This window comes from Methylobacterium sp. Leaf456 (assembly GCF_001425465.1).
In the GTDB taxonomy this organism is placed as follows: Bacteria; Pseudomonadota; Alphaproteobacteria; order Rhizobiales; family Beijerinckiaceae; genus Methylobacterium.
In genome coordinates, this window is the sequence record NZ_LMQV01000002.1 from 306,938 (window position 1) to 329,887 (window position 22,950).

A 22,950-nucleotide genomic window follows, 5' to 3' on the forward strand; every position below is an offset into this window, starting at 1 on the left:
AGCCTCACGGAGCCTGAGCCATGACTTCTACGACGCGTCACGTCCCCGTCGTCATCGTCGGCGGCGGGCAGGCCGGCCTCTCGGTCAGCCACCATCTCAAGGAGCGCGGCATCCGGCATCTCGTCTTCGAGAAGGAGACCGCCGCCCACACCTGGGCGAGCCAACGCTGGGACACGTTCTGCCTCGTCACGCCGAACTGGCAATGCGATCTGCCCGGCCACCGCTACGACGGGCCGGACCCGGACGGCTTCATGAAGCGGGACGAGATCGTCGCCTATCTCAAGGCCTTCGTCGCCAAGGTGGATCCGCCGATCCGCGAGGGCGTCGCCGTCACCCGCGTGTCGCGGCGCGAGGACGGCCCCTTCTCGGTCGAGACTTCGGAGGGCGACTACACCGCCGACGAGATCGTCGTGGCGTCCGGCGGCTACCACAGGCCGATCATCCCGCGCATGGCCGAGCGGCTGCCGGGATCGATCACGCAGATCCACTCGAACCAGTACCGCAACCCGGCGCAACTGCCCGAGGGCGCGGTGCTCGTCGTCGGCTCGGGCCAGTCCGGCGCGCAGATCGCAGAGGACCTGCATCTCGCCGGCCGCAAAGTGCATCTGGCGGTCGGCGACGCGCCCCGCTGCGCCCGGTTCTACCGCGGCCGCGACGTCGTCACGTGGCTCGCCGACATGGGCTATTACGCGATGACGGTCGAGAACCATCCCCTGCGCGATGGCGTGCGCGACAACACCAACCACTACGTCACCGGCCGCGACGGCGGGCGCGACATCGACCTGCGCCGCTTCGCTCTGGAGGGCATGCGGCTCTACGGCGCACTGGAAGACTTTTCAGACGGGGCACTGCGCTTCCGCGACAATCTCAAACGTTCGCTGGATTCGGCCGACCGGACCTACAACGGCATCAACGCGGCGATCGATAAGTACATCGCCGAGAACGGCATCGAAGCCCTGCCACAGGCGCCCTACCGACCGGTCTGGGAGCCGGGTGAGCCGGTCATGCGCCTGCCGCTTGCCGGCTCCGGCATCACCAGCGTCGTGTGGTGCATCGGCTTCACGCCGGACTTTCGCTGGCTCGACGCCTCGGTGTTCAACGGCGCCGGCAACCCCAAGCACAAGCGCGGTATCACGAGCGAACCGGGCGTCTCCTTCATCGGCCTGCCCTGGCTGAACACCTGGGGCTCGGGCCGCTTCGGCGCCGTCGGCCGCGACGCCGAGCACATCGTCGGCGTGATCCAGAAACGCCTCGCCGCCGAGCGTGCCGCCCTGAAGGTCGCGGTCTGACACCGGCCTGCGCCCCGACGCGGTTGCCGGTCAGCGTGTCCTTCGACTCCCCCGGTTATCACCGGCCTGGATGGCTAGGTGTACGGTCCCAGGAAGGTGCGATAGAGGCTCGGGAAGCCGTGCTCGGTGGCGAGTTCGGCGAACAGACCTTCATCCGCCCAGTGATCGACGGCGCCGAGCCATGTATCGACGGCGATCACGTGCCGGGGATGTCGCGCTCGGCCAGGGCGCGGGTGAGATGGAGCGCGCTCGCCCCCTTCCACGTGCCGACGTCGACGACCACGCTCGGGCGGAACTGCTCCACCGCTTCATCGAGATAGGGGTCGCGGCTGCGCCAGCCCTGCAGGTCGAGGGGGTGCAGCGCCTCCGGCGGGTCGGCGAAGGGATCGCGGCCGTGCCACAGGGCGGCGATGAGGTCCTGGCGGGTCATTTTTCTTGATAGTAGATAAGGCATCGGGGTCAGGCGGCGCGGGCCTGCGCGTAGAGCGCCTCGCAGCGGTCGAGCCATCGCTCGCGGGTGAACAGACGCAGGACGCGCACCCTCGGCACTGCGCGCGGAATGGACAGCGCCGTGCCGATCGCGCCCGCGAGGGCGATCTCGTCACCGACGGAGACGAGGCGACCGGCCTCGCCGACCACCTCCTCGGCCGCGCCCATGGCGAACCCCGCCACCGGTAGGCCGCAGGCCATCGCCTCGACGGCGACCAGCCCGAACGGCTCGTCCCAGCACGGCGTGAACAGGAAGACGGAGGCGCGGCCGATCTCATGGCTGAGCGTCGCGCCGTCGTGATGGCCGCCGTAGCGGATCGGGCCGCCGAGGAGCGGGGCGACTTGTGCCTGCCAGTAGTCCGCCTCCTCGATCGGGCCGAACAGGGTCAGCGGCAGGCCCGCCCGCCGCGCCGCCGCGACGGCGTGGTGGGGACCCTTCACGGCAGCGATCCGCCCGCACCAGACCGCGCTGCCGTCACCCGTCTCGCGGAACGGCCACGCGGCGGGATCGATGCCGTTGTGGAGCACCGCCACCTCGGGCGGCACCCCGTCCGGCCACCAGCCCCGTGCGTGGGCCTGCGAGGTCGCGGTGATGCGGTGGTCGGGGGTCAGGCTTTCGTGCACGAACCAGCGCAGCGCGTCGTAGGGCGGCACGTGCAGCGAAGTCACGGTCGGGACGGCCTCCAGGCGGCGGCGCTCCAGCGGCAGGCGGCTCAGGCTGTTGTTGTGCAGGACGTCGAAGCCGCCCGCGGCGATGCGGTCGAGGGCGGCCGCATAGCCGGCATCGACATGGGCCTTCAGCCCGGCGTCCCCGCGGTGCTCCATTCCGGGGAAGCTTGCCTCGTGATGCACCGGGATCACCGGGTCGAGGGTGAAGCGCCGGTCGCTGTCGCCGGCGGCGAACAGGGTGACGGCGTGGCCGCGGGCGCTCAAGCCGTCGGCGAGGTGCCAAGTATAGGCTTCCAACCCGCCGGCGAAGGGCGGGGCGATCGGATGGCGCAGATGGGCGAGGAGCGCGATCCTCACGCCGGCTCGGCCTGGGTCTCGCGCGCCCGCGCCTCCAGATGGCGGATGACCGAAGCCGAGTTGGTGTAGGGCTGGTGGCTCTGCTGGCCGGTGAGGGCAAGGTCGGCGGCGTCGGGGCGACGCAGGATGCGGATTGGCCGGTCGGGCGTGTCATCGATCAGGCCCATCACCTTGAAGGCGTAGAGCCAGTGGCCCATCGTGCGGTAGCCCCACTTGGCCTCGAACAGCTCGGCGTTGCGCACCACGCTGTCGAGGTGTTGGATCGGCGGCATGTGGTGCGGGTGATACTGGTGATAGGCCAGCGCGCCCTTCATCCAGGCGATCGGGATGTCGCGCTGGTCGAGGATCTTGCCGAAATCGGTGTCCTCGCCGCCGTAGCCCACATAGCGCTCGTCGAAACCGCCGGTCTCCTCGAACGTCGCCCGCGACATCGCGAAGTTGAGCGACCAGAAGCAGCGGTAGTCGGTGCAGATCTCGATGCCGGAGGCCGGGGGGCCGCGCCGGTCGGAGTGCTTCTCGGCGACCCGCGCGAGGTCGTCGTAGTCCCAATCATTGAGCGTGGCGTGCTCGGGCAGGTGCAGCACCTCGCCCATCAGCAGGCCGTCGAGCGCCGAAAGTCCTTGGGCGTACTCGGCGACGAAGCCGGGCGTCGGGATGCAATCGACGTCGAGGAACGCGATCGCCTCGCCCGACGAGGCCGCGACGCCGCGGTTGCGCGCGGCGGCGAGCGGCAGTTCGGTGCTCTGCACATGAATCTGGCGCACGGGGAAGCCGACCTCGGGCAGGTCGTAGGGCGCGTCCTGCATCACCGCGACGACGAAGTCGGCGGGCTTCTGGGTCTGGCGCTCCAGCCCACGCAGGACGTTGCGCAGATGCGCGGGCCGCCCCTTGGCCAGGGTGACGACGGAAACGGTGGGCATGCGGGCTCCGGCGATAGCGGGGACGGTTCGTTCAGTTCGTCGCGACGACGCGAAGCGGGGCGGGCGCCTCGGCGGCGGCATCCAGCCACAGCTCGTCGGTCAGCCCTTCGAGCCAGCCGGCGGCGCGTGCCGCCGCATCCGGGGCGTAGAGGCCGCGCAGGACGCTCCCGTCGAGGCCGCGGGCGCGGGCCAGGAGGTCGCGCCAGCCCTGGAGGTCGCCGGGCCATTGCGGGGCCTGGACCGCGGCGCCCAGGCGCACCAGCGCCTCGGCCTTGCGGGTTTGCTCGCCGAAATAGCGCCATTCGGGCATCACGATGAGACGCCCGCCGACGCGGGCGACCTCGTGGACGGTGTTGTCGCCTGCCGAGGCCACGACGATGTCGGCGGCGGCGAGATAGTCGGTCACGGACGGCACCCAGCCGAGTTCGCGCAAGTTGGAAAAGTCGGTCTCGTGGCCCTCGCGGTGGGTCGGCCCGAGCGTCAGCCACAGGGCCTCGGGCGCGGCGCGGGCCGCCACCGTCAGCGGCGCGTAGGGTGTGCCGCTACCCCCGCCGCCGGTGACGGCCACCACGATCTCGCGCTCCGGGTCGAGGCCGAGCCGGGCCCGCGCCTCTGCGCGCTCGGGCACGCGATCGACGCTGGTGCACAGCCCGCCGCTGTAGAAGGTTTTCTGGCGGAGACTGGCCGGGTAGTCGTCCTGCTCCAGCCGCTCGTCGAAGGGGGCGAGCATGCCGACGCAGGCCTCGTAGGCGCCGACATGGCCGATATCGCCCCGATCACCGTGCATCCGGATCTGCACCGCGGGCACGCTGGCGATGCGAGAAAGCAGCGCGATCTCGGCCGAGACATCGACCACGAACAGACCGACCTCGCGGGCATCGAGATGGTCGAGAATGGTCCGCATGGTCCGGCGCATTTCGGCGAGGCCCAGCGGCACGCAATGCATCACCGGCGGCGTCGGCTCGGCGTAGAGGCGCGGGGTCGGCACCGCGGCGCCGATCATGTTGGGCAGCGTCACGATCTCGATGTCGCGGGCGAAGTCGTCGAACAGGTGTGGGCCGGCGGTCAGCACCGAGACCGGACGGTCGCGGGCGAATTCGGCCGCCACCGCCATGGTGCGGTGGGCGTGCCCCCGGCCCTGGTGGTGGACGAAGAACGCGATGGGTTTCTTCATGGTCTCGCCGTCGTCAGGAAAACAGGGCGTCCGGCCGCAGGGCGGCGGCGATCTCGGGCGGTTCGGGATGGCGCAGCAGCCGGATCGCGGGAGCGGTCTCGTCCCAGGCGATAAGGCCGGCGGCGCGGAACTGGTCGAGCCAGTAGGTCATGCACCAGCGCCCGTGCCGGGCGCGGAAGCGGGCCGCGTTGGCCAGGATCGCGGAGAAGTGCTGAAGCGGCGGCACGTGGACCGGGTGGTGCTGGTGATAGGCCCGCGCGCCCGCTACCCAGAAGGTCGGCAAGCCGGATTCCGCGAGCCGGGCGGCGAGATCCGTCTCCTCGCCGCCATAGCCGATGTAACCCTCGTCCATGCCGCCGACCGCTCGCCACGCGTCGGCCGGGAGGGCGAAGGACAGGCCCCAGAGCTGTCCGGCATCGGGCTCGCGCCGCAAACCCGCCGCGGGCAAAGGAGGCCGGGCCGGATGGACGCGGCCGACCCGGTCGAGCACCGCCGGGTCGGTGTTGTGCATGACGGCATCTGGCGGCAGATACAGCACTTCGCCGAGGAACAAGCCGCGTTCCGTTCGGGCCGCCTGCATGTAGGCCGCGACGAGGCCGGCCGACGGGATGCAGTCCACGTCGAGGAATATCAAAAGATCGCCGGCCGCCGCCTCGGCGGCCCGGTTGCGGGCGGCGGCGAGCGGCATCGGCTCGCCGGGCACGTGGCAATGGCGCACGGGGCAGCCGGGATCGGGCAGGTCGGGGGCGCGCTCCGGCTGCATCCAGGCGATCGCCAACTCGCGTGGGGCCACGCTCTGGCGTGCGAGGCCGTGCATCAGGTGGCGCAGGCGGTCGGCCCGGCCGCGGACCAGGGTGAGCACGCTCGCCGAAACGTCGGAACCGGTCACGCGGTGGTGGCCGGCACGGCATAGGCCACCGCCCGGCGGAAATGCAGCACGCCCTCGATGATGCCGCGGGCATGCGAGGCGCGGGCGACGTAGGAATGCGCCAGCGCCGCGTGGGTGGCCAGCCCATCGGAATAGTTGGCGACGATGATCGCCTGGGTCCGGTCGCGCAGCATCTCGATGTCGTTGCCGGAATCGCCCGCCACGAACACCGCCCGCTCCGGCAGGCCGTAGAGGGAGCGGACGTGATCGACCGCCGAGCCCTTCGAGGCGGTGGCGGGCAGCACGTCGAGATAGCGGCCGTGGCTGTGGATCACGTTCGCGGAGAGGCCGGCCTCACGCAGCCGCTCGCGCACGTGCTGCGCGGTCTCGCCGTCGCCGAAGAAGCTGAGCTTGTGCCCCCGCTGCTCCAGCGGCCCCTGCGGCACGAGTCCGTCGAGCAGGCCCAGTGCCGCGTCAATGGCCTCCCGGTCCCAGCCGACCGAGACGGCGGCGCGCCACGCGGCGTCGGCGGTGTAGGTCACGCCGTTCTCGTCGAGATGGTAGATCTCCGAGCCGACCGAGGTGATCATCACCTGCGGGCGCGGGCTGTCCTGCTGCTCCAGCACCGCCATGGCGCTGTGGAACGAGCGGCCGGTGGCGACCCCGAAGGCGAGCCCGGTCTGTCGGCTGCGCCACCGCCGGAAGGTCGCGAGCGCGGATTCGCAGCCGACCAGGGTGTTGTCGATATCGCAGATCAGGAGCTGGCGCGGGTTCCGCAGCGGCGGGGTGCGGGCGAGCAAAGCGGCGAGCAGCGCGTGGTAGCGCGCGGCGTGCCGGTCCCAGTCGTAGGCGGCGGCCGCCCGCGCCCCGCCCGCGACGCAGGCCGCGCGGAAGGCTTGGTCCGTGAGGATGTGCAGGCAGGCCGCCGCGATGGAGGCGGGCGCGCGCGGATCGACGAGCAGGCCGTTGCCACAGGTCTCGACGATGTCGTTGGGGCCGCCGCTGTCGGTGGCGACCAGGGGCAGGCCGGCGGCGGAAGCTTCCAGCAGGGTCAGGCCGAAAGGCTCGTTGAGCGCCGGGTTGACGAACAGGCCGCCGCGCTCGCGGGCATAGGCGTAGATCGCCGGCACGTCGTCGGGGCGGTGGGTCTTGGGATAGGCCACGCGCCCGTAGAGGTCGTAGCGGTCGATCAGGACGAGAAGGTCGCGCATGGTCGCGGCCATGTCGCCGTCGAGCGCGTCGATGTCCTCGCGGGTGCCCGCGACGAGGACGAGGTTGGCGCTTGCCTGCAATTCCGGGCTCTCGCCGTAGGCCCGCACCAGCGCCGCGAGGTTCTTGCGCGCCACCGGCCGGGCCAGCGCCAGCAGCGGCGGCTTGCCCGGATCGGTCAGGAAGCGGTCGATCGTGGCATCCACCCGCGGATGCGGGCGGCTGGTGGCGAAGCGCGCGAGGTCGCTGCCCGGCGGCAGCACGCGCACCCGGCCCGGATCGTAGGCGTCGTAGCCGCCGTATTGCACCTCGGCTTCGTCGCGCGAGGAGGCGACGACGAGGCTCGCGCGGGTCAGCGCCGCCTCCTCGGTGGCGATCCGGCGCGTCAGGTCGGGGCGTGTCGCGGCCTCGCCGAGCATCGCCGCTTTCACCCGCCCGAGGGAGTGGGCGGTGAACACGAACGGGATGCCGAGCCGCTCCTCCACGATCGCCGCCACGGCGGCGGCGTCGGCGTAATGCGCGTGGACGATGTCCGGGGCCCACGGCTGGCGGCCGATCCAGGCCACGAGGTTCTCGGCGTAGCTCGCGACCTCGCCGTGCATCTCCTCCTTCGAGCGATAGCCCGGCGAGGCGCTGGCGAGCCGCAACAGCCCGACCTTGTCGGCGATCCGCTCTTCGGGCACGGCGTAATCGGGGCCCGGCGCACCGTGGAACAGCCGCGTCGCCACGACGATCCGCGTGACGGCCGCGTCCCGCGCCGAGGCGCCGACCAGATCGAGCAGGTAGCGGATATGGCCGCCGGTATCGGCCGTCAGTCCGTAGACAACGTCGCTGCCGCGCAGGCAGCCCTGGAGGGCGACGTGTAGGACGAACATAGGGCGGTCTATGGACCGGATCGTCCCATGCCGGTCACAACATATGTAGGTGGAACTGTTGCTGCGCGTCGCCCAAATCGCTCCCAATATTTTTCCCGTTCCACCGCTGCACCATGGCGGTACGGAGCGGATCGTCCACGATCTCTCGATTGCATTGAGAAACATCGGCGTCGAAGTGACGCTGTTCGCCTCAAGCGACAGCGTGACCGACTTAGCCCGCGTCGGCGACCATCCGAGTCTGGCGGCCCTGGAGCGGCGGTTCGGACGGGTCGCGCCCGGCGTGCCGGCCGCACTCGACGCGCTGCAACTGGAAGCCCTGCGCCGGCGGCTCGACGACTTCGACATCGTCCACGCCCACGGCGAGTTCGCCCACGCGGCCCTGCTCGGGGCGCGGCGGCGCCACAGCCTCACCACGGTGCATTGGCGCGTGGACGAACTCGACCGCGCGCTGTTCTTCGCCGGCTTCCCCGACCTGCCGGTGGCGGCGATCTCGGCGGCGCAAAACAAGGGCATCCCGCAGGCCAACCAGGCAGGCGTCGTGCATCACGGCCTCGCCGCGGACCGCTACGCGCTGTCCCGCGCGCCCGGCGCTCACGTCGCCTTCGTCGGACGGATGACCGACCAGAAGCGGCCGGACGTGGCGATCCGCGTCGCCCGCGCCGCCGGGCTCCCGATCCGGCTCGGCGGCACCATCGATGTCGGCAACCCAGATTACTTCGAGCGGATGGTGCGCCCGCTGCTCGGGCCGGATGCGACCTATCTCGGACCCGTGGACGACCGCGCGAAGAGTGACCTGCTCGGCGGCGCCCGCGCGCTGCTGTTCCCGATCGACTGGCCCGAGCCCTTTGGCCTCGTGATGATCGAGGCGATGGCCCACGGCACACCGGTGATCGCCTGGAACCACGGCTCGGTCCTCGAGATCATCGAGGACGGGGTGACGGGCTTCGTCGTCGCATCAGAAGAAGAGGCGGTCGCGGCCCTCGCCCGGATCGACCGGCTCGACCGCTCGGAGGTGCGCCGCCGCTTCGAGGCACGCTTCACGGCGGAGCGCATGGCCCGCGACTACCTCGCGCTCTACCAGCGCCTGCGCGCCGCCTGATGCGCGTCGCGCTGCTGACCTGGGACTACCCGCCGGCCCCGAGCGGGCTCTCGACCGCGGCCCGCGAGATCGCCGAAAGTTTGGGCGAAGCGGGCACCGACGTGACCGTCTTCACCCTCGACCGGACCGGGCGGTCACGGGTCGGCGGCGTCACGGTCGAAGGCCTCGCGCTGCCGCCCGGCGGCGGGCTGGCGCGCCTGCGCCGGTGGGGCGCGCTCGGGCATCTCGCCGCGCCGGCCGCCTTCCGCCGGGCGGTTCTGGCGGCGCATGCGCGCGCGCCGTTCGACGTGATCGAGGCGACGAACTGGTACGCCCCCGCCGTGCTGCTCGCGGGCCGGCGCGACCTGCCGCTGGTGACGCGCAGCTCGACGCCCGCCGCCTTCACCCGCGGGGCTAAGCCAACGAACCTGCGTGACCGCCTCGACGGCCGCGCCGCCGACGCGCTGGAGCGGCGGCAGGCGTGGGGCAGCGCCGGGCTCATCGCCAACACCGAAGCGCACGGCGCGGTGATCGCGCAGGCCTATCGCCTGTCCGGGCGCCAGCCCTCCGCCGTCATCGGCCTCAGCCTGCCGCCCGAGATCCTGACCAGCGCCCGCAGCGCCGCCTATCCGCAGGAGGACGCCCCCCTGCGCCTGCTCTTCGTCGGACGGGCGGAACTGCGAAAAGGTTTCGACGCCCTGCTCGCCGCGGTCGCGATCCTCACCGAGGAGCAGGCGCGGGGCGCCCTGCCGCCGTTCCAGCTCGACCTCGTCGGCGTGCCGCCGGACGACCTTCCCCCAGACCTGTCCGAGGCCGCGCGCCGGCACATCCGCGCCCGCGGCCGGATCGACGCGGCGGCTTTGGCGCAGGCCTATACGCAAGCCCACGCGGTGCTCGCCCCCTCGCGCTACGAGAGCTTCGGCCTCGTCTATCAGGAGGCCCTGGCCTACGGCCGCCCGGTGGTCGCCTGCGCCGAGGACGCGAGCGCCTGCGCCTTCGTCGGCGAACCGGGGGCGGGGCCGCTGGCGCAGACCGCCACCGGGCCGGCCCTCGCCGACGCCCTACGCCCGCTCCTCGTCGATCCCGCCCTGCGCCGCGCCTACCGCGCCCGCACGCTGGCGGCGGCCGGGCGCTTCGACCGGGCGAGACTCGGACGCGAAACTTTGGCGCTGTATGAGGCAGCCCGAAAGAGATGATCGGCTTTGCCGAAACCACTAGGGCTTTGCCCTGGACCCACCAAAGGTCTCGACCTTTGGAATCCAGGACTCAGCGCCTGTTTGACGGGCTCATCCCATCCAACCCCCTCATCGTGAGGCGGAACTGACGCGATCCAGAGCGCGACTTTTCCGGAGAGAGCGCCGACGACGCGGCCCAATGAGCGAATCCCTGGACCATGCGGAGCACTGGATTGCTTACGCCTCCGCCTCGCAATGACGGCGTGAGGGGGAATCCGCCGCGATCATCCGGAAACCGTGTCAGCCGCGGTAGGGGCGGAGCAGCGCTTCCACTTCCTCAGGACGGCCTCGGCCGGGGTCCAGCGCCTCGTAGCGGCGCGAGCGGGTCTCGACATGGGCGCGGCTCAACCGATGCTCGATCGCGCCGTGGAGGGTGATGAAACTCTCGCGCCACCCGCCCGCGAGCAGCGGCCGCTCGTGGACGCGACCGGCGTACGTCACGTCGCGGCGGTTGAGCCGGTACTGCACGTCCGGAAAAACGTCCGCGAGAACGCCGTCGACACAGTTCTCCCGCCCCAGCCCGATCGAGCGGACGGCGCCGGCCTCGGCCATCGCCGCCAGCGCGGGCAGCAGCCGGCCGGCGGCGGGCGCGAGGCTCTCGTCGGCATCGAGCTGTAGCATCCAAGGGTGACGGGCCAACGCCTGCAGCGCGTTGCGCTGCGCGGCGAAATCGCCTTCGAGCGGCCGGGCGGCCACCCGCACCCCATCCTCCGCGAACCCCGGCACCGCCACCGCCCGCGGCGGAGCCGCCTCCGCATCGAGCAGGATCGCCACGTCGTCGGTCCAGCCCGCCTGCGCCGGCAGACCGGCCAGCACCCCGTCGAGCTCGAACGGGCGGCAGAGCAGGCCGAGGGAGACCGGGCGCGTCGGCGACCCATCGAGGTCGTACAGTTCGGCCCGCGCGGCCTGTTCCGCATGCGGATGCAGCAGGGCCGCGTGGCCCTCGGCGTCGAGCGGGCGGACGCCGCGGCCGTGCCGGGTCGCGGCGATGCGCAGCGTGTAGAGGTCGAGCCCGTAGGGCGCCTGCCCGTCGGAGACGAAGGTCTCCCGGGCCAGCGCCTCGCTCAGATGCGCGCGCCAACGGGACGCGTCCGCTGGCCCGTCGAGCAGGACGCCGCAGGAGCCGCAGGCGAGCGGAAAGGCGCGCCGACGTCCGTCCGGAAAGGTCAGATGCCGCTCGCTCGGGGCCTGCATGTCGGCCGCACAGACGAAGCACCGGCGCATGGTCGTCATGTCGAACGGTATCCCCTGCGGCGCCGCGCACCTACGGAGGCGCCGAACCGACGCCCGACCTTGGCGGTTCCCCACACGATCCCGCTTAAGCCCCCGAGACCCGTGCATACCGATACCGCTCTCCTCCGATCCAGACCGGCAGATGCATCGATTGCGTCCCTCGCCATCGTCGGCAATGCGCCGGGGACCGGCGCGGCGGAGGCGATCGATGCTGCGGAGTGCGTCGTGCGCTTCAACAACGCGGCGGGCTTCCGCGGCGCCACCGGCTCCCGCGTCACCCACCTCGCCCTGGTCAACCGCGGCGGCCAGATGCGCGAATGGCTGGAGGACCGGCATTTCCTGGAACGCCCGTTGGTGCGGGCGGCTCAAGCCTTCATCCTGCCCTTCCCGATGCTGCCGGACGAGCACAACCGCCCCGAGCCGATCTGCTGGACCAGCGACATCCTGGCCCTGCTGCACCCGACGGGCCGCCCGGTCCACATCCTGTCGGAGGCCCTGCACGATCATGCGCGCGATCTCCTCGCGCCGCGCACGCCGGGCCGCCCGAACCCGAGCACCGGCTTCCTCGTGACATTGGCGCTGCTTTGCGCCCGCGCGCCCGGCGCCCCGCCGGTCCAAGCTTACGGCTTTGGCTTCGACGGCTGGCCCGGCCATCCCTGGGCCGCCGAACGCGCGTGGTTCGTGGGCGAAGAGGCGGCCGGGCGCCTGCATCTCCATCCCTTCGAGAGTGCCCCATGCCCACGTTGATCACGGTGCTGAAGGGCGGCGGTCGCTACGACGCCCCTTGGGTCGAGCGGCTGGCCCGCGGCGTGCGCCGCCACGCGCCGGCCTTCACGCGCATCCTCTGCCTCACCGACCTGCTGCTCACTGTTCCGGGCGTCGAGCGCGTGCTCCTGCGCCACGATTGGCCGGCCTGGTGGGCGAAGATGGAGGCGTTCCGCCCCGGCCTCACGGACGGCACGACGCTGCTGTGCGATCTCGACACCGTCTTCACCGGCCCCGCCGACGCCCTGGCAGAGCCCGGCCTCGCGGCGATGGAGGACTACTTCCACAAGGGCCGCCTCTCCAGCGCCCTGCTGCGCTGGGACGGCGACGCCCTCGCCGGCCTCTACGCGCATTTCGCGGCCGAGCCCGAGCGTTGGATGACGCCCGGCGCCTGCGGCCCGGTGCCGAACGCGGTCCACGGCGATCAGGTCGTGATCGACCACCTGCTCCGGCGGGAGGGCCTGCGCCCTCGCTTCTTCCAAGAGATCGCGCCGGGCCTGCTCGATTTCTACGATCCCCGGCGCGACGCCCATGGCCCGGTCGTGATCTTCATCGGCGAGTCCAAGCCCGACACCGCCCGCGGATCGGTCCACGCAGCTTGGATGAGCTAACCAGCAGCGCGCCGGTTGCGGATCACCGAGTGCAGCGCCCCGTAGATGCAGACCGCGAGCGCGCCCATCAGCACCAAGAGGGTGATCGTCCGGTTCCAGAGCCGGTCGAGCCCGAGATCGGTGGTGACGAGGTCGGGCCGGTCGGACCAGCGCGTGGGCGTGGTCGCCGAGGACATGCGCCGGCTCAAGGCGGCCTGGGCGCAGGCCGGTTGCGCGATCCCCTATATGGGCTTCAACCTGATCCCGCTCTCGGTGATCCCTCAGATCCGCATCACCGATAAAGGTCTCGTGCTGGTGCCGGAGATGCGGCAGGTGCCGCTGTTCGAGGCGGCTTAAGGCGAAAAGGCGGTTCAGCCCGCGCGCGCGGCGGCTTCGCGCTCGGCCTGTTCGGCGAAGCGCCGAATCAGCCAGCGTCCGGCCGGGCCGGGCGGCCGGTCGGTGCGGTAGATCGCGGTCAGCGGCAGCCGCCGGCGCTTGGCCTCCGGGATGCGCAGCTCGACGAGCCGGCCGGCGGCGAGATCGGCCTCCACCATGTGGGCCGGCATGCTGCCCCAGCCGATCCCGGCGAGCAGCAGCGTGTGCTTGGCGCTGAGGTCCGACAGCCGCCACGTGCGGGTCGCGACGACGCCGAACTCCTGGCCCTGCGTCAGCGGCGAACGGTCGGCGATGACGAGCTGGACGTGCTCACGGGCGAGCCCCGGCACGGCGGCCTCCGCCCGGGCGAGCGGATGGGCGGGTGCCGCCACGGGCAGCATCTCGACCTCGCCGACGGCGATCGTCTCCAGTGGGTCGCTCGCCCGGTTCCAGAGCTCGACGGTGATGCCGATCTCTGCCGTCCCGCCGACGACGAGCTGCTGGACCGCCCCGAGCGCCTCGACGTTGAGCCGCAGGCCCACGGTCGGAAACTCGATCTGGAAGGCGGTCAGCGCGTCGATGAGCCGGGCGCCGGGCATCAGGACGCTCGCCACGAGCCCGACCTCGGCCTCCAGGCCGCCGAGCAGCCCGCCGACCTTGGCCCGCAGGGCATCGATGCCATGGGCGACCGTGCGGGCCTCGGCCAGCACCGCGCGCCCGGCCTCGGTGAGCTGGGGCTTGCGGGTCGTCTCGCGGTCGAACAGCGGCAGACCGAGCTGCGCTTCGAGGTTGGCGATGGTGTAGCTGACGACCGAGGTGGCGCGGTTGAGCCGTCGCCCGGCCGCGGCGAAGCTGCCGGCCTCGACCACCGTGAGGAAGACCCGAAGCTGGTCGAGCGTCGGCGTTCCGGGGCCTTGCATGTCGATTCCCTCGAACGATGCGCCGGGGGCGCTCGCGAAGATTTCGACAAGCAAGGGCGGCGCCGACGCGACGAGGCCGGCCCCGCATGGGCGGGACCGGCCTCTTGGACACCAGACTCGGACGTCGGATGCGGGGTTCGGGTTAGCGGACGGCGCGGGCGCCGTGCGTCCGGCCGATCGAGCCCGTGGTCTCGACGCGCTCGACCGAGATCGGGCCGACCGCGTTGCGGTCGAAGCGCTGCTCGTAGCGATACAGGTTGCCGGCGCCGGCCGTGCCTTCGAGGCCGCCGGGGGCGGTGGCGGCGGGGATGCCGGCCGGCGCATTGTAGCTCTGGGCGGAGGCCGCGGAGGACAGGCCGGCGACGAGGGAGAGGGCGAGGGCGGAAGCAGTGACGAGGCGGGTCATGGGGAACTCCATCGGGTGGGTGGCGGTGACGGCCTGCGGTGCGGTGAAGCCCCGGTCGTCATTGGGTGAGAGGAAGATGGCTCCGATCCTCCCTTCGGAAAACCGGAATAAGATCGAACGAAACGTTCGAGATACTTGAAAAGCGATGGGGCGGCGGGTCAGCGCAGGCGTTCGCCGCGCACCGAACCGGTCGTGACGGCGCGCTCGGGGTAGCCGCGGCGCTGCACGAAGCGCCCGACGTTGCCGGGCGCCGCGAGGCCGGTGAGACCGCCGGGCGCGGTCGCGGCGGGGATGCCGGCGGGCGCGTTGAAGCTCTGCGCCAGGGCGGCGGTGGACAGGCTGGCGCCGAGGACGGCGCCCAACAGGATGCGCGAGATCATGAACCACTCCCAGGACTCACGATGCCGCCGCGACGGACAAGCGCGGGCAATCGGATGTCCTAAGAACTGAGCACCGGTGCCTTCGGTGGCAACAGGGACTGCTTCAAATCAATGCACAAAGAACGGGCGTGGTGAAGACGGGCCGAGGCCGAGGGCCAGCATCCGACAGGAAACCTTCAATAAAAACAATTCACTGCATAGGCTCCGGCGAATTTATCGGCTGCGCGGTGCCACTGGCACGCTTCTTTCGCGAGGCGTGCGGGATCGCACGATGAAACGGGTCCGTCCGCGGCCTCTACCAGGGTGCCGGCGCGCCGGTCAGCGCCTCGTAGGGCGGCGGCGTCGCGTCGAGGCGCCGCCCGGAAGCCAGCACGATCCGATCCGAATGCGCGCGGGCGACGACCTCACCGAGGCTGCGCGCGGGAAGCAGGATCAGGTCGGCCGGGCCGCCCTCGCGGATCGTGCCGGCCTCAGTGAGGCCCATGATCGCGCCGGGGACGGGGCCGGCGAGCGCCGGGGCCCGTTCCAGCGGGTGGTCGAGATGGAGGATGCGCACCGCGGCGCGGACCGTGTCGAGCATGTCGTGGTCGCCGTAGGCGTAGAAGCCGTCGCGGCAATTGTCGCCCGCGACCGCCACCGGCACGCCCGCCGCCATGAGTTCCTGCACCGGCGCGACGCCGCGCCAGCGCGGGGTGCGCCCGCGGGTGCGGTCCTGAAGGTAGAGGTTGACCGTCGGCAGGGTGACGATGCGCAGGCCCGCCTGCGTGACCCGCCGGATCGTCGCCGCCGCCTGCTCCGGCGGCTGGAGCGCGAGGCTGCAGCAATGGCCGCAGGTGACGCGGCCCTCGTAGCCGTGCCGGAGGGTGGCGCGGGCCACCGCATCGAGGGAGGCGGCGGCCGGGTCGCCGGTCTCGTCCACGTGCAGGTCGATGTCGAGGTCGCGCGCGCGCGCCAGGGCGAACAGGCGGTCGAGGTCGGCGTCGAACTCTGCCCGCGCCGCCCCGTGCAGGCCGCCGGTGGGGCGGGTGACGCCGCCGAGCAGGCCGCCGGATTCCGCGATTAGGTCGGCGAGCCGCTCGCCGTAGCCGCCGGCATAGCCGTCGAGCGGCATCAGCCCGACGCCCTGGAGCGCGATCCGCCCGGCCCAGGCCGCGCGCATCTCCCGGAACACCGCCCAGGTCGTCGCGGCCTGATCGCGCAAGGAACCACTCTCTTGGCCGCCCTCCTGACTGTCGAGATGGGTGCGGATCGCGCCGACGCCGTGCGCCTGCGCGCAGGCGAGCCCGAACGCCATGCGGCGGCGCAGATCCTCCCCGTCCCAGTACCGGGTCCGGTCCGCCCGCGTCGCGTCGAGCGCGCCCGCGAAATCGCCGTCGGGATTGGGAGTGCGGGCGACGGTGTGCCCCTTGTCGAGATGGGTGTGGACATCGACGAGGCGCGGCCAGGCCTGCCGCCCGGCGAGGTCGGCGGCGGGCAATTCGGCCGGGGACTGCCCCGCCGGCCGAACCGGGCCGAACCGCCCGTCCGCGATCACGAGGTCGAGGAGCGCCGCGCCGTCGGCGTCGCGCTGCGCGCCCTCGGGCACGCCGTCGGTGAGGAAGGCGACGGGCACGCGCGCGTTGCACAGGCGGAAGGCGTCCGCCTCGGGCAGGAAGGTCCGGGTCATCCGGGGATCATAGCGCAGCCTGCGGTCCGCTTGCTGCGATCAATGCGCTTCCGCCGTCTTGGCCTGCCGCACGGCGGCCTCCCGCGCCTCGACCGAACTGCCGAAGCCGTTGAAGAACAGGTTCAGCAGCACCGCCGAGATCGCGGTCAGCAGGATGCCGGATTCGAGCAGCGGGTGGAGCGCGTGCGGCATCTGCTTGAAGAAGGCGGGGGCGACGAGCGGGATCATGCCGAAGCCGACCGAGACCGCGACGATGAACAGGTTGTTGCGATTGCCGGAAAAATCGACCGCGCCGAGGATGCGGGTGCCGGTCGCGCCGACCATGCCGAACATCACGAGCCCGGCCCCGCCGAGCACGCAGGGCGGCACCGCCTCGACGAGGGCCGCGAGCTTCGGGATCAGCCCGAGCCCCAGCATGATGCAGCCGCCGACCACCGTGACCATGCGCGAGCGCACGCCGGTGACGCCGACGAGGCCGATGTTCTGCGAGAACGAGGTGTAGGGAAACGTGTTGAAGATCCCGCCGACGAGCGTGCCGAGGCCGTCGGCGCGCAGGCCCTTGGTCAGGCGCTTCTCGTCCACCGGGTCGGCGGTGATCTCGGCCAGCGCCAGGAACATGCCGGTCGATTCGATCATCACCACGATCATCACGATGCAGAGCGTGATCGCCGAGACGGGATCGAAGCGCGGCCAGCCGAAATGGAACGGCCGGATCACGTCGAACCACGGCGCCGCGCCGACCTTGGCCAGATCGACGAGGCCGAACGCAGCCGCCACCAGCATGCCGACGACGATGCCGATGAGGACCGAGGCCGAGTTGACGAAGCCGGTGGCGTAGCGGGTGATGGCCAGGATCGTCACCAGCACGAAGGCGCTGATGCCGAGATAGAGCGGCGCGCCGTAATTCGGGTTGCCGACGCCGCCCGCCGCCCAGTTCACCCCGACCTTCATCAGCGAGATGCCGATGACGAGGATGATCGTGCCGGTGACGACCGGCGGGAACAGCGGCAGCAACCGCCCGATCATCGGCGCCACCAGCAGCCCGAACAGGCCGGCGGCGATGACCGAGCCGTAGATCGTGGCGAGCCCGAGGGCCGGGTTGGTCCCCATGGCGATCATCGGCGTCACCGATGCGAAGGTGACGCCCATCATCACCGGCATGCGGATGCCGATGCCGGGCAGGCCCCAGCTCTGGATCAGGGTGGCGATGCCGCAGGCGAACAGGTCGGCGCTGACGAGGATCGCGATGTCCTCCGGCGACAGCCCGAGCGCCCGCCCGACGATGAGCGGCACCGCCACGGCGCCGGCATACATCACCAGCACATGCTGGAGGCCGAGCAGGCCGAGCACGGTCGGCGGGACCGGGGCCGTCGCCTCGGCCAGGGAAGGAGACGCCGTCGTCGCTGCACGCTCGCCCATACACGTAGTCCTTCCGTGCCCGCCCTGATCGCAAGGCGGGGGGCAAGGCATGTGCCAGCTTGTCCGTGCGGGCCCGCCGCGACGGAAGCGCGACGCCCGACTTCCTCTGTCCGGGGCTCGCCGGATGTTGTTGTGGACGTGTGGTCCTTCGGCGGGGGGCGGCACAACCTTTGCTGCGCTCGACCGTTGAACAGGGCTGCCGCCCTCCAAGGATTTCTCCGTCATGCGCTGTCTCAAGGCCGGGCTCGGGCTCGGCGTCGTCCTCGCGGCCTGGCTCACCGTGGCCGGCCTGTCGGCGGGGGGCCTCGTCGCCACGGCGACGGGGGCTTCGGCCCAGAGCCTGACGCCGCCGGCCGGGCAGCCCCGCGTCACGGCGCCGGGTGGCCGGCGCGGCAAGGCCGGGCTCCGGCATCGCAAGCGCCACCGGTAACCCGCTTCCCCTCTCCCTGCCTGGAAAGCCCCCAAAGATGTCCGTCAGAACGACCCTCGCGCTCGCCCTCTGTGCCGGCCTCGGCTTGAGCGGCGGCGCCCTTGCCCAATCGGTCGGCGCGCCCGCCGGCCAACCCTCCGTGACCGCGCCCGGAGGGACCGAGGGCACCGCCGGTCCGGCCAACGAGCGCCGGGCGATCGAGCGCGGCGACGCCATCCCGGCCCCGCCCGGAATCGGCGTGCCGGTCGAGGCGCCGCCCCCGCCGCCGGAGGAGCGTCGGCTTCCGCCGCCCCCGCCGCGGCCCTGAACGCCTCGTAAAAATCGAGAAACGCCGCCGGAGCCCTCCGGCGGCGTTTCTTTGCCGGCGCGAACCTACTGCGCCAGCTTGTCGTCGATGCCCTTCACGTACCAGTTCATGCCCAGGATCATCGGGTCGGGCGCGCTCTCGCCCTCCTTCACCGCGACCGTGCCGTCCTGCTTGGTCACCGGGCCCTGGAACGGGTGAATTTTGCCGTCGGCGATGCCCTGCTTGGTCTCCTCGGCCATCGCCTTCACGTCGTCGGGCATGTTGGTGAAGGGGGCGAGCACGACCATGCCGTCCTTGAGGCCGCCCCAGGTGTCGTGGCTCTTCCACGTGCCGTCGAGGACGGCCTTGGTCTCGGCGATCACGTAGCCGTTCCAGTCATCGACGATCGAGGTGAGCTGCGCCTTCGGGGCGAATCGGAACTGGTCGGAGGACTGGCCGAAGGCGAGCTTGCCGGCCTTTTCCGCCTCCTGCAGCGGTGCGGCCGAGTCGGTGTGCTGGGTGAGGATGTCGGCGCCCTGCGCCAGCAGCGCCTTGGCGGCCTCCGCCTCCTTGCCGGGGTCGAACCACGTGTTCACCCAGACGATCTTGATCTTGATGTTCGGGTTGACCGATTGCGCCCCGAGCATGAACGCGTTGATGCCGCTGACGACTTCCGGAATCGGGAACGAGGCGATGTAGCCGACGGTGCCGGACTTCGACAACTTGCCGGCGATCTTGCCGCAGACGTAGCGGCCCTCGTAGAAGCGGGCCGAGTAGGTCGCGACGTTGTCCGCGCGCTTGTAGCCGGTGGCGTGCTCGAACTTCACCTTCGGGAATTTCTTCGCGACCTTCAGCGTCGGCTCCATGAAGCCGAACGAGGTGGTGAAGATCAGCCCGGCGCCGGAGCGGGCGAGTTTCTCGATGGAGCGCTCGCTGTCGGCCTCCGGCACGTTCTCGAGGAAGGTGGTCTCGACCTTGTCGGGCATGGCCTCGACCAGCGCCTTGCGGCTGAGGTCGTGCTGGTAGGAGTAGCCGTAATCGGCCACCGGGCCCACATAGACGAAGCCGACCTTGAGCTTGTCGGCGGCGAGCGCCGGGGCGGCGGCCAGCGCGATGCCCATCGCCGCGCCGGCCCACCGCGTCAGAACCTTACGAACCATCGGATGTCCGCCCCTGTCCGGCACCGCCCGCGGCCGCTCATCGGCTCGTCGTGACGTTTGCGCCGAGTGAGCGGGAGCAAGACCAGGGCCAGCGTCCCCCGATGTTCATGCCGCTTCCGTTTTATGCGTTCGGATTACGCACCCAAGCCCGTCATTCCGGGGCGCCGAAGGCGAACCCGGAATCCACAACTGGCCGCGACGGTCCGACTTCGGCCAGGCATCCCGCATCACGGGTGGATCCCGGGTTCCGCTGCGCGGCCCCGGGATGACGGAGGTGGCGATACCGAAGCGAGCAATCGGAAACGATATCAGTGATGCCCGGCCATGTGGCGGCCGATGGTGCCGGAATCGGCGGTGGCCGCCGGCGTCTCGTAGACGAGGCGCCCCTCGGACATCACCACGATGCGGTCGGACAGCTCCAGGATCTCGTCGAGGTCTTCGCTGATCAGCAGCACGGCGGCGCCCGCGTTGCGGGCCGAGACGATGCGGTTGCGGATCTCGGCGATGGCGGAAAAATCGAGGCCGAAGCAGGGGTTGACCACGATCAGGAGATCGACCGGGTCGGTCAGTTCGCGGGCCAGCACCGCGCGCTGCACGTTGCCGCCCGAGAGCGTGGCGATCGGCGCCTCGGACGAAGCGGTCTTCACCTTGAAGCGGGCGATCAGGTCCTTGGCCCGCCGGCCCATGCCGCGCCGGTCGAGCCAGAAGATGGGACGGGCCTCGATGTCCTCGCCGCGGCGGTCGAAGGCGCGGAAGGCGAGGTTTTCGGACACCGACATCCGCGGGGCGCAGGCGTTGCGCAAGGGTTCTTCCGGGATGAAGCGCACCCGGTGGCGGCGGCTCTCGGTCCGGCTGCCGCGATAGGGCTCGCCCTGGACCGCGACGCGTCCGCCGGTCGCCCGGATCTGGCCGCCGAGCACGTCGGCGAGTTCCTTCTGGCCGTTGCCCGAGACGCCGGCGATGCCGACGATCTCGCGCCGCCGCACGCGCAGATCCGCGATGTCGATCCGGCGCAGGCCCGACACGTCGGTCGCGCTCAGGCCCTCCACTTGCAGCACGTCGTGGGCCGCCTCCGGCTCGCCGATGCGGGCGGCGAGCGTACGCACGGAGCGCTCGCCCACCATCATCGCCGCCATGTCGTCGCGCGAGACCGCGCCGACCGTGCCGCCGCCGACGAGGCGCCCGCGCCGCAGCACGCTGAACGAGCGGGCGAAGGCCTCCACCTCGCGGAACTTGTGGCTGATCATCAGCACCGAGAGCGCGCCCGCGTCGCACAGGCCGCGCAGCAGCCCCAGCACCTCCTCGGCCTCGTCGGGCGTCAGCACCGAGGTCGGCTCGTCGAGGATCAGGAAGCGGGCCTTGAGGGCGAGCTGCTTGACGATCTCCAGCTTCTGCTTCTCGCCGGCCGCGAGTTCGGCCACCGGCCGGTCGAGATCGAGCCGGAACGGCATCCGCTCCATGAAGGCGGCGAGTTTCGCCCGTTCGGTCCGCCAGTCGAGGATCGCGGGGGCGTCGGCGCGGGCGATGACGAGGTTCTCCGCCCCGGTCAGCGACGGCACCAGGGTGAAGTGCTGGTAGACCATGCCGAGCCCGCGGGTCTGCGCGCCCTTCGGCCCGCTGATCTCGGCCTCGCGCCCGTCGATCAGCACGGAACCGCTGCTCGGGGCGTAGAAGCCCATCACGCATTTGACGAGCGTCGACTTGCCCGCGCCGTTCTCGCCGAGCAACGCGTGGAAGCCGCCCGGCGGCACGAGGATCGACACGTCGTCGAGGGCGGTGAAGCCGCCGAAGCGCTTCGTCATGCCGACCGTCTCGACGCCGATGGCACCGTCGGGAAGCGGGGCGGGCGGGGGGATCGTCGCCATGGCGCTTACCCGATGACCCGCAGGATCGCCTCGGAGGAGGCGACCGCACCGAACACGCCGCCCTGCATCGTCACCATCTTCAGCGCCGCCGCGTGGTTGCCCGGATCGGTCGCCGCGGTGCCGTCCGAGACAATGACGCATTCGAAGCCGCGGTCGTTGGCCTCGCGCATCGTGGTGTGGACGCAGACATCGGTGGTGATGCCGGTGAGGATCAGGTTGCGGATGCCCCGCGTGGTCAGGATCAGTTCGAGATCGGTGGCGCAGAACGAGCCCTTGCCGGGCTTGTCGATCACCGGCTCGTCGGGAAGCGGCGCCAGCTCGGGGATGATCTCCCAGCCGGGCTCGCCGCGCACCAGCACCCGCCCGCAGGGGCCGGGATCGCCGATGCCGGCCCCGATCCGGCGCGAGCGCCAGCGCTTGTTCGCCGGCAAATCGGCGAGGTCCGGCCGGTGCCCCTCGCGGGTGTGGATCACGTGGAAGCCGCGTTTGCGCGCCGCCGCCAGCAGCCGCCGGATCGGCTCGATCGGCGCGCGGGTCAGCGCGAGGTCGTAGCCCATGGCATCGACGTAGCCGCCCTTGCCGCAGAAATCGGTCTGCATGTCGATGATGACGAGCGCCGTGTTGGCCGGGCGCAGGTCGCGGTCGAACGGCCAGGGATAGGGCTCGGCCTCGACGGTGAGCCCGGCCTCGGGCGCCTCGGCGGTGGGGACGAGAGCGGCGCTCATGCGGCCTCCGGTCGGTGGCTTGTCCAAGGGGGTTCGTCGCAGCAATCTTGTCGTGACGATCCGTTTGTGATGACGGCGCCCGACGGGATCGAGGGCGGAGAGCTGCGCTGGAGGGCGATCGGTTCCATGGGCAGCGTCGCGGTGCTCGTGGTCGTCAACACCGTGCGCGAGGGGGACGAGGATGGCAGGGAAATTGAGATCGTCCGCATCATCTCGGCCCGACGTGCCGACCGCACCGAGCGAAGCCGCTACGAGCGGGAAACTCGTGAGTTTTGAGGTCGATCTGACGAATCTGCCGCCGCTGACCGAGGCGCTGAAAGCCGAACTCGCCGCGCTCGACGCCCTGCCGGACGAGGCGATCGACACGAGCGACATCCCGCCCCTGACTGAGGAATTCTGGGGCGAGGCCGTGCGCGGAAAATACTACCGCCCGACCAAGACCGCGACGACGGTGCGCATCGATTCCGACGTCCTGGCTTGGCTGCGCCGCCAGGGCCCCGGCTACCAGACGCGCCTCAACGCGATCCTGCGCCGCGAGATGCTCGCGGCGCTGAAGAAGGGCTGAGG

At 71.3% G+C, this 22,950-nt stretch carries 26 protein-coding genes and 1 pseudogene; 10 read left to right on the top strand and 17 right to left on the bottom strand.

Features of this window, described 5'->3' with window-relative positions; translation table 11 throughout:
* Positions 1-20: 20 nt before the first annotated feature.
* Positions 21-1,289, top strand: coding sequence for an MSMEG_0569 family flavin-dependent oxidoreductase (locus ASG52_RS03590; protein ID WP_056239106.1), 1,269 nt, complete (start codon positions 21-23; stop codon positions 1,287-1,289).
* A gap of 74 nt (positions 1,290-1,363) precedes the next feature.
* Here the strand turns inward: ASG52_RS03590 and ASG52_RS28170 are convergent, their stop codons facing one another.
* From ASG52_RS28170 to ASG52_RS03620, 7 genes are all read right to left on the bottom strand, one after another.
* Positions 1,364-1,489: a hypothetical protein gene (locus ASG52_RS28170; RefSeq protein ID WP_286158924.1), complete on the bottom strand. Its 126-nt coding sequence runs from the start codon at positions 1,487-1,489 to the stop codon at positions 1,364-1,366.
* Entirely contained in the window at positions 1,486-1,719 is a 234-nt protein-coding gene (locus tag ASG52_RS03595) for a hypothetical protein (RefSeq protein WP_286158925.1), read from the bottom strand. The genes ASG52_RS28170 and ASG52_RS03595 overlap by 4 nt, the downstream gene beginning before the upstream one ends.
* A 29-nt stretch (positions 1,720-1,748) precedes the next feature.
* The gene (locus ASG52_RS03600) at positions 1,749-2,804 is read right to left on the bottom strand and encodes a glycosyltransferase (protein ID WP_056239108.1); all 1,056 of its coding nucleotides are present in this window, start codon (positions 2,802-2,804) and stop codon (positions 1,749-1,751) included.
* The gene (locus ASG52_RS03605) at positions 2,801-3,724 is read right to left on the bottom strand and encodes a glycosyltransferase family 2 protein (RefSeq protein WP_056239110.1); all 924 of its coding nucleotides are present in this window, start codon (positions 3,722-3,724) and stop codon (positions 2,801-2,803) included. Before ASG52_RS03605 ends, ASG52_RS03600 begins: the two co-directional genes overlap by 4 nt.
* A gap of 31 nt (positions 3,725-3,755) precedes the next feature.
* A complete protein-coding gene (locus tag ASG52_RS03610) occupies positions 3,756-4,898 on the bottom strand; it encodes a glycosyltransferase (protein ID WP_056239113.1) in 1,143 nt (380 codons plus the stop codon).
* Between the two features lie 13 nt (positions 4,899-4,911).
* Complete coding sequence (locus ASG52_RS03615; RefSeq protein ID WP_502691027.1) at positions 4,912-5,715, bottom strand: glycosyltransferase family 2 protein; 804 nt, start codon at positions 5,713-5,715, stop codon at positions 4,912-4,914.
* A gap of 68 nt (positions 5,716-5,783) precedes the next feature.
* Entirely contained in the window at positions 5,784-7,850 is a 2,067-nt protein-coding gene (locus ASG52_RS03620) for an HAD-IIB family hydrolase (protein WP_056239118.1), read from the bottom strand.
* Positions 7,851-7,908: 58 nt separating this feature from the next.
* Between ASG52_RS03620 and ASG52_RS03625 the strand changes: the two genes are divergently transcribed.
* The gene (locus tag ASG52_RS03625) at positions 7,909-8,949 is read left to right on the top strand and encodes a glycosyltransferase family 4 protein (protein ID WP_056239509.1); all 1,041 of its coding nucleotides are present in this window, start codon (positions 7,909-7,911) and stop codon (positions 8,947-8,949) included.
* Entirely contained in the window at positions 8,949-10,124 is a 1,176-nt protein-coding gene (locus ASG52_RS03630; RefSeq protein ID WP_056239121.1) for a glycosyltransferase family 4 protein, read from the top strand. Before ASG52_RS03625 ends, ASG52_RS03630 begins: the two co-directional genes overlap by 1 nt.
* Positions 10,125-10,403: 279 nt before the next feature.
* Here the strand turns inward: ASG52_RS03630 and ASG52_RS03635 are convergent, their stop codons facing one another.
* A complete protein-coding gene (locus tag ASG52_RS03635) occupies positions 10,404-11,387 on the bottom strand; it encodes a glycosyltransferase family protein (RefSeq protein ID WP_056239512.1) in 984 nt (327 codons plus the stop codon).
* A gap of 111 nt (positions 11,388-11,498) precedes the next feature.
* On the opposite strand from ASG52_RS03635, the gene ASG52_RS03640 reads away from it, so the two are divergent.
* The gene (locus tag ASG52_RS03640; protein WP_056239124.1) at positions 11,499-12,143 is read left to right on the top strand and encodes a glycosyltransferase family 29 protein; all 645 of its coding nucleotides are present in this window, start codon (positions 11,499-11,501) and stop codon (positions 12,141-12,143) included.
* The gene (locus tag ASG52_RS03645) at positions 12,131-12,772 is read left to right on the top strand and encodes a hypothetical protein (protein ID WP_056239127.1); all 642 of its coding nucleotides are present in this window, start codon (positions 12,131-12,133) and stop codon (positions 12,770-12,772) included. The genes ASG52_RS03640 and ASG52_RS03645 overlap by 13 nt, the downstream gene beginning before the upstream one ends.
* Here ASG52_RS03645 and ASG52_RS26850 read toward each other — a convergent pair.
* A complete protein-coding gene (locus tag ASG52_RS26850; protein ID WP_056239130.1) occupies positions 12,769-12,948 on the bottom strand; it encodes a hypothetical protein in 180 nt (59 codons plus the stop codon). The two genes, ASG52_RS03645 and ASG52_RS26850, sit on opposite strands and share 4 nt — an antisense overlap.
* On the opposite strand from ASG52_RS26850, the pseudogene ASG52_RS25890 reads away from it, so the two are divergent.
* Positions 12,914-13,108: pseudogene (locus ASG52_RS25890) on the top strand (adenine deaminase C-terminal domain-containing protein); the annotation flags it as partial. The gene ASG52_RS26850 and the pseudogene ASG52_RS25890 sit on opposite strands and share 35 nt — an antisense overlap.
* Before the next feature lie 14 nt (positions 13,109-13,122).
* On the opposite strand, the gene ASG52_RS03655 reads toward ASG52_RS25890, so the two are convergent.
* The 5 genes from ASG52_RS03655 to ASG52_RS03675 form a co-directional block, all read right to left on the bottom strand.
* On the bottom strand, positions 13,123-14,046 hold the full coding sequence (locus tag ASG52_RS03655) for a LysR family transcriptional regulator (protein ID WP_056239133.1): 924 nt from the start codon (positions 14,044-14,046) through the stop codon (positions 13,123-13,125).
* Positions 14,047-14,188: 142 nt separating this feature from the next.
* A complete protein-coding gene (locus ASG52_RS03660) occupies positions 14,189-14,452 on the bottom strand; it encodes a hypothetical protein (RefSeq protein ID WP_056239135.1) in 264 nt (87 codons plus the stop codon).
* A 158-nt stretch (positions 14,453-14,610) separates the two neighbouring features.
* Positions 14,611-14,832: a hypothetical protein gene (locus ASG52_RS03665; RefSeq protein ID WP_056239137.1), complete on the bottom strand. Its 222-nt coding sequence runs from the start codon at positions 14,830-14,832 to the stop codon at positions 14,611-14,613.
* 295 nt (positions 14,833-15,127) lie between these two features.
* Positions 15,128-16,498, bottom strand: a complete 1,371-nt coding sequence (locus ASG52_RS03670) for a cytosine deaminase (protein WP_056239138.1) — start codon at positions 16,496-16,498, stop codon at positions 15,128-15,130.
* Between the two features lie 39 nt (positions 16,499-16,537).
* Positions 16,538-17,917, bottom strand: a complete 1,380-nt coding sequence (locus tag ASG52_RS03675; RefSeq protein WP_082552321.1) for a nucleobase:cation symporter-2 family protein — start codon at positions 17,915-17,917, stop codon at positions 16,538-16,540.
* A 223-nt stretch (positions 17,918-18,140) separates the two neighbouring features.
* Between ASG52_RS03675 and ASG52_RS03680 the strand changes: the two genes are divergently transcribed.
* Both ASG52_RS03680 and ASG52_RS03685 read left to right on the top strand, forming a co-directional pair.
* On the top strand, positions 18,141-18,347 hold the full coding sequence (locus tag ASG52_RS03680; RefSeq protein WP_056239140.1) for a hypothetical protein: 207 nt from the start codon (positions 18,141-18,143) through the stop codon (positions 18,345-18,347).
* 37 nt (positions 18,348-18,384) lie between these two features.
* Positions 18,385-18,654, top strand: coding sequence for a hypothetical protein (locus tag ASG52_RS03685; RefSeq protein WP_056239141.1), 270 nt, complete (start codon positions 18,385-18,387; stop codon positions 18,652-18,654).
* A 65-nt stretch (positions 18,655-18,719) separates the two neighbouring features.
* Here the strand turns inward: ASG52_RS03685 and ASG52_RS03690 are convergent, their stop codons facing one another.
* From ASG52_RS03690 to biuH, 3 genes are all read right to left on the bottom strand, one after another.
* Complete coding sequence (locus tag ASG52_RS03690) at positions 18,720-19,793, bottom strand: BMP family ABC transporter substrate-binding protein (protein WP_056239143.1); 1,074 nt, start codon at positions 19,791-19,793, stop codon at positions 18,720-18,722.
* A 308-nt stretch (positions 19,794-20,101) separates the two neighbouring features.
* Positions 20,102-21,658: an ABC transporter ATP-binding protein gene (locus tag ASG52_RS03695; protein WP_056239144.1), complete on the bottom strand. Its 1,557-nt coding sequence runs from the start codon at positions 21,656-21,658 to the stop codon at positions 20,102-20,104.
* A 5-nt stretch (positions 21,659-21,663) separates the two neighbouring features.
* On the bottom strand, positions 21,664-22,383 hold the full coding sequence (gene biuH / locus ASG52_RS03700; protein WP_056239149.1) for a biuret amidohydrolase: 720 nt from the start codon (positions 22,381-22,383) through the stop codon (positions 21,664-21,666).
* On the opposite strand from biuH, the gene ASG52_RS28735 reads away from it, so the two are divergent.
* A complete protein-coding gene (locus tag ASG52_RS28735; RefSeq protein WP_286158941.1) occupies positions 22,315-22,659 on the top strand; it encodes a BrnT family toxin in 345 nt (114 codons plus the stop codon). The two genes, biuH and ASG52_RS28735, sit on opposite strands and share 69 nt — an antisense overlap.
* A complete protein-coding gene (locus tag ASG52_RS03710) occupies positions 22,649-22,948 on the top strand; it encodes a BrnA antitoxin family protein (RefSeq protein WP_286158927.1) in 300 nt (99 codons plus the stop codon). The genes ASG52_RS28735 and ASG52_RS03710 overlap by 11 nt, the downstream gene beginning before the upstream one ends.
* Positions 22,949-22,950 lie beyond the last annotated feature (2 nt).

What these genes read in the sequence shown, in the direction of transcription:
- ASG52_RS03590 (WP_056239106.1), top strand. Translation starts at nt 21, where the DNA reads ATGACTTCTACGACGCGTCACGTCCCCGTCGTCATCGTCGGCGGCGGG.
- ASG52_RS03595 (WP_286158925.1), bottom strand. Translation starts at nt 1,719, where the DNA reads ATGACCCGCCAGGACCTCATCGCCGCCCTGTGGCACGGCCGCGATCCC.
- ASG52_RS03605 (WP_056239110.1), bottom strand. Translation starts at nt 3,724, where the DNA reads ATGCCCACCGTTTCCGTCGTCACCCTGGCCAAGGGGCGGCCCGCGCAT.
- ASG52_RS03610 (WP_056239113.1), bottom strand. Translation starts at nt 4,898, where the DNA reads ATGAAGAAACCCATCGCGTTCTTCGTCCACCACCAGGGCCGGGGGCAC.
- ASG52_RS03615 (WP_502691027.1), bottom strand. Translation starts at nt 5,715, where the DNA reads ATGCACGGCCTCGCACGCCAGAGCGTGGCCCCACGCGAGTTGGCGATC.
- ASG52_RS03620 (WP_056239118.1), bottom strand. Translation starts at nt 7,850, where the DNA reads ATGTTCGTCCTACACGTCGCCCTCCAGGGCTGCCTGCGCGGCAGCGAC.
- ASG52_RS03630 (WP_056239121.1), top strand. Translation starts at nt 8,949, where the DNA reads ATGCGCGTCGCGCTGCTGACCTGGGACTACCCGCCGGCCCCGAGCGGG.
- ASG52_RS03635 (WP_056239512.1), bottom strand. Translation starts at nt 11,387, where the DNA reads ATGCGCCGGTGCTTCGTCTGTGCGGCCGACATGCAGGCCCCGAGCGAG.
- ASG52_RS03645 (WP_056239127.1), top strand. Translation starts at nt 12,131, where the DNA reads ATGCCCACGTTGATCACGGTGCTGAAGGGCGGCGGTCGCTACGACGCC.
- ASG52_RS26850 (WP_056239130.1), bottom strand. Translation starts at nt 12,948, where the DNA reads ATGTCCTCGGCGACCACGCCCACGCGCTGGTCCGACCGGCCCGACCTC.
- ASG52_RS03655 (WP_056239133.1), bottom strand. Translation starts at nt 14,046, where the DNA reads ATGCAAGGCCCCGGAACGCCGACGCTCGACCAGCTTCGGGTCTTCCTC.
- ASG52_RS03660 (WP_056239135.1), bottom strand. Translation starts at nt 14,452, where the DNA reads ATGACCCGCCTCGTCACTGCTTCCGCCCTCGCCCTCTCCCTCGTCGCC.
- ASG52_RS03665 (WP_056239137.1), bottom strand. Translation starts at nt 14,832, where the DNA reads ATGATCTCGCGCATCCTGTTGGGCGCCGTCCTCGGCGCCAGCCTGTCC.
- ASG52_RS03670 (WP_056239138.1), bottom strand. Translation starts at nt 16,498, where the DNA reads ATGACCCGGACCTTCCTGCCCGAGGCGGACGCCTTCCGCCTGTGCAAC.
- ASG52_RS03675 (WP_082552321.1), bottom strand. Translation starts at nt 17,917, where the DNA reads ATGGGCGAGCGTGCAGCGACGACGGCGTCTCCTTCCCTGGCCGAGGCG.
- ASG52_RS03680 (WP_056239140.1), top strand. Translation starts at nt 18,141, where the DNA reads ATGCGCTGTCTCAAGGCCGGGCTCGGGCTCGGCGTCGTCCTCGCGGCC.
- ASG52_RS03685 (WP_056239141.1), top strand. Translation starts at nt 18,385, where the DNA reads ATGTCCGTCAGAACGACCCTCGCGCTCGCCCTCTGTGCCGGCCTCGGC.
- ASG52_RS03690 (WP_056239143.1), bottom strand. Translation starts at nt 19,793, where the DNA reads ATGGTTCGTAAGGTTCTGACGCGGTGGGCCGGCGCGGCGATGGGCATC.
- ASG52_RS03695 (WP_056239144.1), bottom strand. Translation starts at nt 21,658, where the DNA reads ATGGCGACGATCCCCCCGCCCGCCCCGCTTCCCGACGGTGCCATCGGC.
- biuH (WP_056239149.1), bottom strand. Translation starts at nt 22,383, where the DNA reads ATGAGCGCCGCTCTCGTCCCCACCGCCGAGGCGCCCGAGGCCGGGCTC.